This is a genomic window from Kitasatospora sp. NPDC002965, assembly GCF_040611255.1.
Classification (GTDB): Bacteria; Actinomycetota; Actinomycetes; order Streptomycetales; family Streptomycetaceae; genus Kitasatospora.
Genome location: NZ_JBEXNT010000208.1, coordinates 1 through 11,756, shown reverse-complemented (window position 1 = coordinate 11,756; position 11,756 = coordinate 1). Strand labels below are relative to the sequence as shown.

Annotated in this window: 9 protein-coding genes and 1 tRNA gene; 8 read left to right on the top strand and 2 right to left on the bottom strand. The window is 76.3% G+C overall.

The annotated features are described in order from the left end of the window. The 4 genes from ABZY91_RS39805 to ABZY91_RS39790 form a co-directional block, all read left to right on the top strand. A partial coding sequence (locus ABZY91_RS39805; RefSeq protein WP_355408874.1) for a hypothetical protein occupies nt 1-2,477 on the top strand: 2,477 nt, incomplete at its 5' end. A gap of 112 nt (nt 2,478-2,589) precedes the next feature. Continuing rightward, nucleotides 2,590-3,063 carry an Rrf2 family transcriptional regulator gene (locus ABZY91_RS39800; RefSeq protein ID WP_355408872.1) on the top strand — a complete coding sequence of 158 codons (474 nt, stop codon included), beginning with the start codon at nt 2,590-2,592 and terminating at the stop codon, nt 3,061-3,063. 126 nt (nt 3,064-3,189) lie between these two features. Then, nucleotides 3,190-4,404, top strand: coding sequence for an MFS transporter (locus tag ABZY91_RS39795; RefSeq protein ID WP_355408870.1), 1,215 nt, complete (start codon nt 3,190-3,192; stop codon nt 4,402-4,404). A gap of 169 nt (nt 4,405-4,573) precedes the next feature. After that, complete coding sequence (locus ABZY91_RS39790; protein ID WP_355408868.1) at nt 4,574-4,993, top strand: GNAT family N-acetyltransferase; 420 nt, start codon at nt 4,574-4,576, stop codon at nt 4,991-4,993. A 58-nt stretch (nt 4,994-5,051) separates the two neighbouring features. Here ABZY91_RS39790 and ABZY91_RS39785 read toward each other — a convergent pair whose 3' ends face one another. Continuing rightward, nucleotides 5,052-6,617 carry an FAD-binding protein gene (locus tag ABZY91_RS39785; RefSeq protein WP_355408866.1) on the bottom strand — a complete coding sequence of 522 codons (1,566 nt, stop codon included), beginning with the start codon at nt 6,615-6,617 and terminating at the stop codon, nt 5,052-5,054. Between the two features lie 355 nt (nt 6,618-6,972). On the opposite strand from ABZY91_RS39785, the gene ABZY91_RS39780 reads away from it, so the two are divergent. The 3 genes from ABZY91_RS39780 (at nt 6,973) to pgm (ending at nt 9,396) form a co-directional block, all read left to right on the top strand. Next, nucleotides 6,973-7,052: transfer RNA gene (locus ABZY91_RS39780), tRNA-Tyr, on the top strand. A gap of 155 nt (nt 7,053-7,207) precedes the next feature. Continuing rightward, nucleotides 7,208-7,507: a YciI family protein gene (locus tag ABZY91_RS39775; protein WP_355408864.1), complete on the top strand. Its 300-nt coding sequence runs from the start codon at nt 7,208-7,210 to the stop codon at nt 7,505-7,507. Nucleotides 7,508-7,746: 239 nt separating this feature from the next. Beyond that, the gene (gene pgm / locus ABZY91_RS39770) at nt 7,747-9,396 is read left to right on the top strand and encodes a phosphoglucomutase (alpha-D-glucose-1,6-bisphosphate-dependent) (RefSeq protein ID WP_329881046.1); all 1,650 of its coding nucleotides are present in this window, start codon (nt 7,747-7,749) and stop codon (nt 9,394-9,396) included. A gap of 217 nt (nt 9,397-9,613) precedes the next feature. Here the strand turns inward: pgm and ABZY91_RS39765 are convergent, their stop codons facing one another. Further along, the gene (locus ABZY91_RS39765) at nt 9,614-10,462 is read right to left on the bottom strand and encodes a hypothetical protein (RefSeq protein WP_329952750.1); all 849 of its coding nucleotides are present in this window, start codon (nt 10,460-10,462) and stop codon (nt 9,614-9,616) included. Between the two features lie 413 nt (nt 10,463-10,875). Between ABZY91_RS39765 and ABZY91_RS39760 the strand changes: the two genes are divergently transcribed. After that, the gene (locus ABZY91_RS39760; protein ID WP_355408862.1) at nt 10,876-11,613 is read left to right on the top strand and encodes an MIP family channel protein; all 738 of its coding nucleotides are present in this window, start codon (nt 10,876-10,878) and stop codon (nt 11,611-11,613) included. The last annotated feature ends 143 nt before the right edge of the window (nt 11,614-11,756 follow it).

Genomic DNA, 11,756 nt, shown 5'->3' with positions numbered 1-11,756 from the left:
CCGTCGTGGACGCCGTGCCGACGCGCCCGCGCCCGGACCTGCGGGCGGCGGCGGGCATCCTGCCGCCCTCAGTACGGGCCGGCCGGCTCGCCGCCGAGACCGGCGGCTCCGAGGCCCCGTCCGGGCAGGGCTCCTGGAAGGGGCCCGTCCGCGCCGTCCGGGCCACGCCCGCCGGCCGGCTCGCGTACCTGGCCACCGCCCTCGTCCTGCTGGGCGTCGGCTGGCTGGTCCTGTTCTCCGACCGGGCCCACCTGCTCGTGGACCAGGGGCCGCGCATCGTCGGACTGTTCGCCCTCTGGTTCGTCCTGACGGTCGCCTACCACCTGATCCGCGGCGACCGGGGCGGCCACCGCGGTGGCACGGAAGGTGGGAACGCCACCACCGGGGCGGCCACGGGAGCCGCGACCGGCCCCGCCCGCAGGTCCGCCCGCACCCGCCGTCCCGTCCTCCGCCACCTGCTCGCCCGCCTCACCCTGCGGACCCCGGCGGCCCGGTCGCTCCACCGCCGGCACCTCCGCTACCTGCGCGAGCTGACCCGGGCCTTCGAACAGCGCCGCTGGGACGACGCCCTGCGCGACGCCCTGCCGCTCGCCGCGCGCGCCTCCGACGACACCGGGCGGCCCTGGCTCTCGCTGGGCCTGCCCCGGCGCTTCACCGGCGCCCTGCGCGCCACCCCGCGCAGCGATGCCCTCGCCGTGGCCTCACCGTTCCACGGCCCCACCTCGCACCAGCACCTCACCGCCCTCTACCGGCACGCCGCCGAGCGGCTGGAGAAGGCGGGCCGGATCGACGAGGCCGCGTTCGTCCTCGCCGACCTGCTCGACGCGCCCGCCGAGGCGGTCGCCCTGCTCGACCGGCACGACCGCTCCGCCCAGGCCGCCGAACTCGCCGAGGGACGCGACCTCGCCGCCGAACTGGTGGTCCGCCTCTGGTGGCGGGCCGGCGAACGCGACCGCGCCGTCCGCACCGCCCACCGCAGGTCCGCGTTCGCCGCGGCCGTCGTCCGCCTCGCCGCCACCGACCCGTCGGCCGGCCGCGAACTGCGCGCCGCCTGGGCCGAACACCGCCGCGCGGCCGGCGACCGGCTCGGCGCCGTCGAGGCGGCCTGGCCGGACGAGGCGCTGCGCCCCTCGGTCGTCGCCGACCTGCGCGACGCGGTCGCCCTCGGCGGGCCCGACCGGGGCCGGGCGCTGCCCCACCTGCTGGCGCTCGGCGTCGGGCAGTCCACCCGGGCGTTCGCCCGCGCCGTCCTCGACGGCGACGGCGACCCGCGCAGCAGCGGCCGGACCGCGCTCGCCGCCACCCTGGCCGAGATGCCCGCCGCCGACCCCGCCGCCGACCGTGAACTCGCCACCGCCGCCGCCCTGGCGGCCGTCCGCGACGGCGGAATCGGCGGGCCGGACGCCGGGCCGGGTGCCCGCGCCGCGGACGCCCTCCTCGACCGGCTCCTGCTCCGCGCCGACCCGCTGGTCGCCGAGGACCTGGCCCGCCCGCGGCCCGCGCCGCGCCCGGCGGGCGTCACCCCCGCGTACACCGCCGCCGACCGGCCCGGCACGCTCCCGGTCCTGGACGCGGCGCTGCTCGCCTCGGGCCTGCTGCTGGTCGCCTGCGGCCAGGCGGGAGTGCGGCTGATCGGACCGGACGGCCGCACCCGGGCGTCCTGGGACACGCCCGCCGACCGGCTGGTCCTCGCCGACCACGGCGCCGTCGCCCTGCTGGTCGCCGACTACGGCGACCTCCGGGAGGTGTCCCGCCTCGACCTCGTCACCCGCGCCGTCCGCCCCTGGACCACCCTGCGCGCCCGGCAGTTTGCGTCCTCCTTCGACGGCCGGCACCTGATCACCGAGGACGCGGACGGCATCGCGGTGCTCGACACCCTGGCACCCCGTCCGTCCGTCGTCTGGCGCGAACTCGTCGCAGGGCAGCGGCTGGTGGGCCGCATCAACCGCACACCCGGAGGCTGCGCGGCCGTCGTCCGGTCCTCCCTGCCCGACGGTTCCCCGTTCACCGAGGTCTGGCGCTGGGACCTGCCCGGCTGGGAGCTTCGGGCCCGCCTCCGGGTGGACGACGCCCTGGCCGAGCCGCACCTCGAACCCGCCGCCCTCGCCGCGGGCGGCCTGCTCGCCGCCTCGGCGCCGACCGGGGAGGCCCCGGGGACCACCACCCTCTGCTGGACCTCCGGCCTGCCGACCGTCCGACTGCGTCTCGACGGTGCGGCCTCGGACGCCCCCGCCACCGACGGCGACCACTGGGCCGTGACCGTGCCGCTGCCCGACGGCGCCGGCCTGCGGCTCCACGCCGGCACCGGCCCGGCCCGGGGCCCCGCCCTCACCGCGGTCTTCCCGGACGCCGGCCCGTCGCGGATCGGCGTCCGCCGCCACGCCGGGGCGGTCACCTACCGGCACCGCTCCGGCCGCGTCCTCGCCACCTCGGCCGACGGCGCCACCCTCCTGGCCAACGTCCGGGTGACGGTCTGACGGAGCGGGGCGGGGCGGCCGGTCGGCGAGGCGACCCGGCGGCATGCGGGGCGTTCGTGCGGCCGCCCCGCGCGGGGCGTTAACGGGGACGTGTAGTATCCCGATTGTGCTGATGGGTGAGGGTGTGGAGTGGGGCCTGCACTGCTGTCTGGCGTTGGCGTGGCTCGATGAGCAGGCGCCGATTCCGGCAGGGCGGTTGGCGGAGATCTTCGAGCTTCCGCCGGTGTACCTGAAGAAGCGGTTGCAGCCGCTGGTGCGGGCCGGGGTGCTGGCGTCGGTGGCGGGCGCGCGGGGCGGGTACCGGCTGGCCCGGTCGCCGGAGCGGATCACGCTGATGGAGGTGGTGGCCGCGGTGGAGGGGACCACCGAGGCGTTCCGGTGCACGGAGATCCGGCAGCGGGGCGCGGGAGCGGAGGCGGCGGCGAGCGACTTCGCCAAGCCGTGCGGCGTCGCCGGGGCGATGCGGCGTGCGGAGCTGGCGTGGCGGCGCGAACTGGCCGCGCAGACCGTCGCCGACCTGCTCGCCGCCAGTCCGGCGGGAGCCCCGGCGCGCATGCGCCGCTTCCACGAGCGCCTCGGTTCCTGACGCCGTACCCGCCTGCCCGGCGCCGCCCTGTTCAGTGCACCTCCGAACCGACCTGGCCCGAACCGATCTGGCCCGAACCGATGCGGCCCGGCCGTCCGGCCGGGCCTTCCACGAAGGAGAATCGGGATGTCTGATGTCTCGTTAACGCGGGCGGCGGTGGCCGAACCCCGAGGCGGCCGTGCCGGGGTGGTTCCGGTGCTCGCGCTCGGCACCTTCGCCGTCGGCACCGACGCGTTCGTGGTGGCCGGCTTCCTGCCCGAACTCGCCGCCGACCTCGGCGTCTCGACGTCGGCCGCCGGACAGGCGGTGACGGTCTTCGCGGCGGCCTACGCCCTGCTCTCCCCGGTGCTCGCCACCCTGACCGCCCGGGTCCCGCGCCGGACGCTGCTGGTCACGGCACTGGCCGGGCTCGGAGCGGCCAACCTGGCCTCCGCGCTCGCACCGACCTTCGCCGCGCTGCTCGCCACCCGCGTGGCGGCGGCCGGGGCCGCGGCGGCGTTCACGCCCAACGCGGGAGCGGTCGCGGCCTCCCTGGCCCGCCCGGAACGGCGGGCCGGGGCGCTGGCCGTGGTGGTGGGCGGGCTGACGGCGGCGACCGCGCTCGGGGTGCCGCTGGGCGGGCTGGCCGGTCAGTGGACGGGGTGGCGGTGGGCGCTGGCGGCGGTGGCCGGTCTGGCCCTGGCCGCCGCCGGGGCCGTTGCCCTCCTGCTGCCGGCGCTGCCCGGCGGTCCGGCGGTGGCGCTGCGCGAGCGCCTGGCGGTGCTGCGCCGGCCGGCGGTGCGGGCGATCCTGCCGCTGACGGCGTTGGGCATGGCGGCGGCGTACACGGTGTACGCGTACAGCGTGCCGGCGCTGGCGGCGGTGGGGCTGACGGCCCGCGACGCCGCGTGGGCGCTGGGCCTGTACGGGGTCGGCGCGGTGCTCGGCAACCTGGGGGCCGGGCTCGCCACCGACCGGCTGGGCGGGGTGGGGGTGCTGACGGCCGGCTACCTCGTGATGGCGGTCGCGCTGGGCGGGCTCGGCCTGCTGGCGGCGAGCGGCACGCGCGCGCCGGTGCTGGTGGGGCTGCTCGCACTGGCCTGGGGAGCGAGCAGTTGGTGCCAGACGCCGCCGCAGCAGCACCGGCTGATCGCCGCTGCGCCGCAGGAGGCGCCGCTGGTCGTCGCACTGAACTCGTCCGCCATCTACGCGGGGATCGGCGCCGGCACCCTATCGGGCGGCCTGACCGTCCACTCGGGCGCCGCCGCGCTGTACGCGACCGCCACCGGGCTGGCCCTGCTCGCCCTCCTGTACCTGCTCCTCACGGCCGCGACGCTCCCACGCGCCGACCGGCACGGATAGGCAGCTGTCGCGGCTCCGGGGCCGTGATCGTGCACTTCGTCGCCGAGGCCGTACGGCTGGACGATGTCCCGGTGGGTGGGGGCAGGTCCGCGTTCATCGACACCGGGCCGCCTTCCCCGTCGGGTCCCGCCCGTGGTCGGGTGGCGTCGGCCTGACTATCATGTAATCCATGAATGTCGATTCCAACCCTTACGAGGTGCGGCCGGGCGTGCCGGACGTCGCGACCTTCCGGCACCTGCGCACCGCCTCCGGCATGAGCGACCGCCCGGCCGAGGCGGTGGCCGCCGGGCTGCCGAACACCTGGTTCGGCGTGACGGTGCGCCTCGACGGCGAGCCGGTCGGCATGGGCCGGATCATCGGCGACGGCGGGTCGGTGTTCCAGATCGCCGACGTCTGCGTGCTCCCCGCCCACCAGGGCCGGGGCCTGGGCGCACGGATCATGGCCCGGCTCACCGCCGAGCTGGAGGACCGCGCGCCCAGGGGCGCCTACGTCTCGCTCATCGCCGACGGCGACGCCCACCGTCTCTACGCCAGGTACGGCTTCGTGGAGACGGCCCCGTACTCCGTGGGCATGCACCGCCTGGTGTGAGCGCGGCGTCCCCGGTCCGTCCCGCCGAAGGGCGGGGCGGGACGGGGCCCGCGGCCGGTCAGGCGTGGATGCCCTGGCCCGGGGTGAGGATGCCCGCCGGGTCGAAGCGGCGCTTGGCGGCCACCGCGCGCCCCCACCGGGTGCCGTAGTGGCGCCGCCAGTCGGACCGGGTCATGTCCGGGATCGCACCGATGAGGTACCGCGTGCCGCCCAGCGCCACCGCCCGGTCGTACAGGCGGCGGTTGCGCCGCAGCGCGGCGGCGTGGTCGGCGCCCGGGGCCGGGAAGGAGAGCAGGTCGAAGTGGAAGCCGACCGGCTCGTCCGGCATCACGGCCATCGGGCGGGTGAGCACGTCCTTCCGGTACGGGTAGAAGAGCAGCAGCCCGGAGCCCAGGTCCTCCGGCGTGAGCAGCGCGGTGGCCTCGCGCATGAACGTCGCGGTCGTCGAGGCGGGCAGGAAGAGGCTCAGCCAGGGCTTGGGCTGCGCCCAGAGGCCGGCGGCCTTCAGGTACCCGGCGAAGCCGTCCACCCGGAACGCGTACTCGCGCGCCGTCTGGTCGACCACCGTCGTCTCGGCCGCGACGCAGCGCAGGCCGCGCAGCAGGGCCGCCCGGTCCGGTACGGCGGCGCCGTCGTAGTGGGCGACGAGTTCCGCCTTGTAGCGCCAGCCGGTGCCGGCCGCGTTCCGCACGACCTCGCCGACCTGGAGGTCGAAGCGACGCTCGGCCATCAGCCTTTCCTGGTCCGCGAGGTAGGCCGACAGGTCGTCGTAGAACAGGTTGAAGACGAGCGCCCGCTCGCGCGCCCGGACCAGGCGCACGGTGGCGCGGACGATGATGCCCGCCTGGCCGCCGCCGGCGAGGACCGCCTCGAACAGCTCGCGTTCGGACGTGCGGGAGGCGGTGACCAGGCGGCCGGTGCCGGTGACCACGTCGACCGACTCGACCGTGTCCACCTGGAGCCCGAACCGCTGGACGCCGCCGCCGATCCCGCCGACGCTCAGGGTGCCGCCCACGGAGAGGTGCAGGTAGTCCGTCAGGCAGGGGGGCGTCCAGCCCTGGGCCAGTGCGGCCTCGGTCAGCCGGGCCCAGGTGACGCCGGCCTCCACCACGGCCCGGCCGGGGGCGATCCGGACGATCCGGTCCAGGCCGCGGGCGTCGATCGCGATGCCGCCGCGGGCGGACGCCTGCCCGTAGCTGGAGTGCGACTCCAGCTCCGCCGTGGCGCCGGTGCCGCTCTGGCCGTTCATCGCCACCGGGATCCGGTGCCGGCGGGCGAAGGCGACCACCTCGGCGACGTCCCGCACCGAGCCGGGGTGCAGGACGGCGCGCGGCGCGGCGGTCACCAGGTGCCCGAAGTCCCCGCCGAACCGCGCCAGCGTGCCGGCATCGGCCACCACGGTCCCGTCCAGACGCGGCAGTGCGGCCAGGGCGGAGCCGGCCGCGACGCCGGGCGCACCGCTCGCACCGGCCGCCCCGGTGGCGGGCGTTCCGGTGGCGGGCGTTCCGGCCGGAGCGGAGTCCCCGGCGGCGACGGCCCAGGAGCGGCCGACGGTGTTCCAGCCGATCACCGTCGCCGCCGCGCCGACGAGCAGACCGCGGCGGGGCAGGGATGACTTGCTCATTTCAGATTTCTCCGATCAATCGTCATATTGTCAGTGTTGTATCGCATTGCCGTCGGCGCGTACACGTGTCATCGGTCCCTCAAGGGCGGCGAACGGGGCCGGTGTTCGGGCGCGCTCCCGGCGGCCGTGGTCGGCTCCGGAGTGGTCTACACCACATGAGGGGGGCGAACGCATTGATCCGGACACGTACATGTCGCCACCGCCACGCGGCTGACCAGCCGGAAAGCCCCTCCGGGGCGGTGTCCGGCACGGAACGGCCGTGGCCGGAAAACCGGTTGTCGGGCCTGGCGGGGCCGGGGGAGAGTAGAGACATCGCGATCGACGAGAGAGACGAGAGCGACGAGAGAGAAACCGAGGGCGAGCTGGGCCTGGGAGAGCCCAAGGGCCTGTAAAGCCCCCGCTTCGGCTGTGGTGGTTCGAATCCATCCTCGCCCACCCTCGGGATGCCCCGGGCCCCACGGCCCGGGGCATCGTCATGTCACGGCCGGCGAATCCGGCCGAACGGCCCTGCGTCGACGGTGCGTGACGTTCCGTCGGGGAGCGGTGCCCGGTGGAGCGGCGCTCACCTGCGCCCGGCTAGCCTTGGCCGCATGTTCGTTCTGGAGCTGACCTACACCGCGTCCCTCGACCGCATCGACGCGGCCCTCCCCGCCCACGTGGAATGGCTCGGCCGGCACTACGCCGACGGCACCTTCCTGGCCTCCGGCCGCAAGGTCCCCCGCGACGGCGGCGTCATCCTCGCCACCGGCGACGACCGGGCCGCGATCGAGGCGGTCACCCGGACCGACCCCTTCGTGGTGGACGGCCTCGTGGAGTACACGGTGACGGAGTTCCTGGCGACCACCGTCGCCCCCGTCCTCGAAGCGCACCGCCAGCGGCTCCCCGCCTGAGATCCCGCCCGCCACCGCCGTGCCGGGGGCCGCACGGCCGGTACCGACGCCCGGTCCGGGGCCCGGACCGGTCCGACGGCGCGTCCGCCCGGTGCAGCGCGTCCGCCGGTCCCGCCTCGCCGGGCGGCCCCGCCCGGGTACGGCCGGCGGTCGTCCACTGGCTACGATCGGTGAGCACGGGGCACGGAAGCGCCGGGCCGCTGGCCGGCGCACGGCGAGAAATCTGGTGGGAGAAGACGATGGCACACGTACGGGCCGGGCAGCCGGCGCAGCCGGGCGACCTGGTGGACGTGGCGCGGTTGGTGACGGCGTATTACACGCTGCACCCGGACCCGGAGGAGCCGGGCCAGCGGGTGGCGTTCGGCACCTCGGGCCACCGCGGCTCCTCGCTGGACGCGGCGTTCAACGAGGACCACATCGCCGCCACCACCCAGGCGATCTGCGAGTACCGGGCCGCGCGGGGCGTCACCGGCCCGCTGTTCCTCGGCGCCGACTCGCACGCCCTGTCCGAGCCGGCCACGGCCACCGCCGTCGAGGTGCTGGCCGCCAACGGCGTCACCGTCCTGCTGGACAGCGCGGACGGCTACACCCCGACCCCCGCCGTCTCGCACGCGATCCTGACCCACAACCGGCGCAGCCCCCGGGCGCTGGCCGACGGCATCGTGGTCACCCCGTCGCACAACCCGCCGCGCGACGGCGGGTTCAAGTACAACCCGCCGAGCGGAGGCCCGGCCCCGTCCGAGGCGACCGGCTGGATCCAGGACCGCGCCAACGCCCTGATCCGCGAGGGCCTGCGGGGCGTCAAGCGGGTCCCGTACGCGCGGGCCCTGGCCGCGCCGACCACCGGTCGGCACGACTACGTCACCGCCTACACCGAGGACCTCGTCTCCGTCCTGGACCTGGACGCGGTGCGGGCCGCCGGCCTGCGGATCGGCGCCGACCCGCTCGGTGGCGCGTCCGTCGCCTACTGGGGGCGGATCGCCGAGACGCACCGCCTCGACCTGACCGTGGTCAACCCGGTGACCGACCCGACCTGGCGCTTCATGACGCTGGACTGGGACGGCAAGATCCGGATGGACTGCTCCTCGCCCGCCGCGATGGCCTCGCTGATCGCCCGCCGTGACGAGTACGACATCGCGACCGGCAACGACGCGGACGCCGACCGGCACGGGATCGTCACCCCCGACGGCGGCCTGATGAACCCCAACCACTACCTCGCGGTCGCCGTCGACTACCTCTACCGGCACCGCGCCGACTGGCCCGCCGACGCGGCGGTGGGCAAGACGCTGGTCTCCTCGTCGATGCTCGACCGGGTCGCGGGCGACCTGAAGCGGCAGCTCGTCGAGGTGCCGGTCGGTTTCAAGTGGTTCGTCGACGGCCTGCTGGAGGGCTCGATCGCCTTCGGCGGCGAGGAGTCGGCCGGCGCGTCGTTCCTGCGCCGTGACGGCGGGGTCTGGACCACCGACAAGGACGGCATCCTGCTCGCCCTGCTGGCCGCCGAGATCACCGCCGTGACCGGCCGCACGCCCAGCGAGTACTACCGCGACCTGACCGAGCGGTTCGGTGCCCCCGCCTACGCCCGGGTCGACGCCCCGGCGGACCGCGAGCAGAAGGCGCTGCTGTCCCGGCTGTCGGCCGACCAGGTCCGGGCCGGCGACCTGGCGGGCGAGCCGGTCACCGCCGTGCTCACCGAGGCCCCGGGCAACGGCGCGGCCATCGGCGGCATCAAGGTGTGCACCGAGAACGCCTGGTTCGCCGCCCGCCCGTCGGGCACCGAGGACGTCTACAAGATCTACGCCGAGTCCTTCCAGGGACCCGACCACCTGGCCCGGGTCCAGGAGGAGGCGCGCACCCTCGTCAACGAGGTGCTCGCGGGCCAGACGGACTGACCGATCCCCGCCGCACGTGCGGCCCGGCCGGTGGGCGACGACCGCTCACCGGCCGGACCGCCGGTGGCCCGCACGCGCCGGTCCGTCGGTCGGGCGGCCGTTCCCCGGGTGGGTGATCCCCGGAGGGTGATCCCCGGGCGGCGGTCCCGCAAGGCCGGTCACGGCCCGGACCGGCCGGCCGCCCGGGCAGCGGCCGGCGCGGTGTCGAAGGGCCCGATCAGCGCGCGGAGGCCGGGGACGGCTGCTCGGCGTCCCCGAACCGGGCCAGGGTCAGCGCACCGGCCACCGCCGTCAGGAAGCCCGCGACGGCGAGCGGCGTCGCGTCGTGGCGGGTGTGGTCGCCGAGCAGCAACACGCCGATGACGGCCGGACCGAGGGTCTCGCCCAGCACCATGGCCGCCGTCGCGGCCGTCACCGAACCGCTCTGCATGGCCCAGGTCAGCGCGCTGAAGCCGCCCAGCCCGGCGAGGGCGATCGCGTAGGCGGAGGGCTCGACGAGGAGGTCGGGCGGTCGGGCGTCCGGCAGGACCCGCACCGCGACGCCGACGACGCCGAACTGGAGGCCGGCGACCAGCCCGAGGAACGGCGCGCTGCGGCCTCCGGCGAACCGCACCACCAGCCAGCCCACGCCGATCAGCAGGACCGAGGCGAGCAGGACGCCCAGCCGCAGCGCCGGGCTGCCCCGGCCGGGTCCGTCCCGCCCGGCGGTGAGGGCGAGGACGCAGAGCCCGACACAGACCGCCGCCACCCCGGCCCACTCGCTGCGCCGCAGCCGCACCCGCAGGACGCGGGCCGAGCCGACGGCGGTGACGGCGAGGGCCGAGGCCAGGACGGCCTCGACCTCGTAGAGCGGCAGCCGTTCGAGGGCGATCAGCTCGGCGCCGAACCCCAGCATGTCCATCCCGACTCCGACCAGGAACGGCCACTGGCGGAAGGCTCCGGCGAGCGCGGCGGCCCCGCCCGGCCGCCGGCCGGCTGCGGCGCGGCGTGCGCCGACCGCCTGGAGCACGGTGGCCGAACCGGTGAGCAGGGCGGCGAGCAGCGCCGACAGCAGACCGAAGGACATGCGCAGACCGTACGGGCCGACGGCGCGGCGGGTCCTCGCGCCGCGCCGCCCGGGCCTCGGGACGGGAGGCGGGTGGGAGCCCGGGCGGGGTGGCGCGGGGCTGCCGGGCGGGGACCGTCCGGTCGGGTTCGTTCGTCCAGGGACCGTCAGCTCCGGTCGCGGGTCGGGTCGGTGTTCGCGACGGGTGGTGGCGGGGTGGGCGAGCGCCCGGTGTCGAGGTGAGGTCGCAGGCCGGATGGCCTATAGTGTGGCGATATGTCCGGTTCACCCGACTGGAGTAGTTAGTCCGTCCGGTGTTTCAGGATCTCGGCGCGCAGGCGTTCGATCGAGATGCGTTGCCCCGTCCGGCTGCCGAGGGTGAGTCGGGTTCGGGCGGTGCGGTGCCGTTCGGAGTGATGCGGTCGGGAGGCCAGATGGACAGGCGTGCGGTGGTCGGCGAGTTTCTCGGAACTCTGCTGTTGGTGCTGCTGGCGGTGGGCGCCGCCGTGGTGGCCGGGGACGCGATCGGATCGGTCGGGATCGCGCTGGCGTTCGGCTTCGTGCTGCTCGCCCTGGCGTACACGTTCGGCCCGATCTCCGGGTGCCACGTCAACCCGGCGGTGACCCTCGGGTTCCTGCTGGCCCGCCGGATCGACGGGCGTACCGCCGCGTCGTACTGGGTCGCGCAGTTCCTCGGCGGGATCGCCGGCGCGGCCCTGGTGCTGGTGCTCGCCAAGCAGATACCCGGCCTCCGGACCCACGAGAAGCTCGGCACCAACGGCTGGGGCGACCGCTCCGCCGTGCACATCAACCTCGGGGGCGCGTTCCTGGCCGAGGTGCTGCTGACCTTCCTCCTGGTCTTCGTCGTTCTGGCGGTCACCCACCGCCTGGCCGCCACCGGATTCGACGGCCTGCCGATCGGCATGGCGCTCGTGGTGGTGCACCTGGTCGGGATTCCGCTCACCGGGACGTCCGTCAACCCGGCGCGCAGCTTCGGTCCGGCGCTGTTCGCGGGCGGCGCGGCGCTGTCCCAGCTGTGGCTGTTCATCCTCGCGCCGCTGGTCGGCGGCGCCCTCGCCGCCGGTGCGCACCTGCTCACCCACCCGCAGCCGAACATCGCCGCCGCCGAGGCGCTCGCGACGGACCGGCGGGCGGCAGCCGCCGACCGCTGACCTCGCGGTCGCTGCCGGGGCGCCGCCCCGGCGCCCGGTGCGTGAGCCTCCCGGAAGGGGCCCGCCCCGACGGAGCTGGACCAGGGCGCGCGCCGGCAACAGGGCGGGGGCCAGGCCGGCGCCGGGGCCCGCCCCGCCGACCC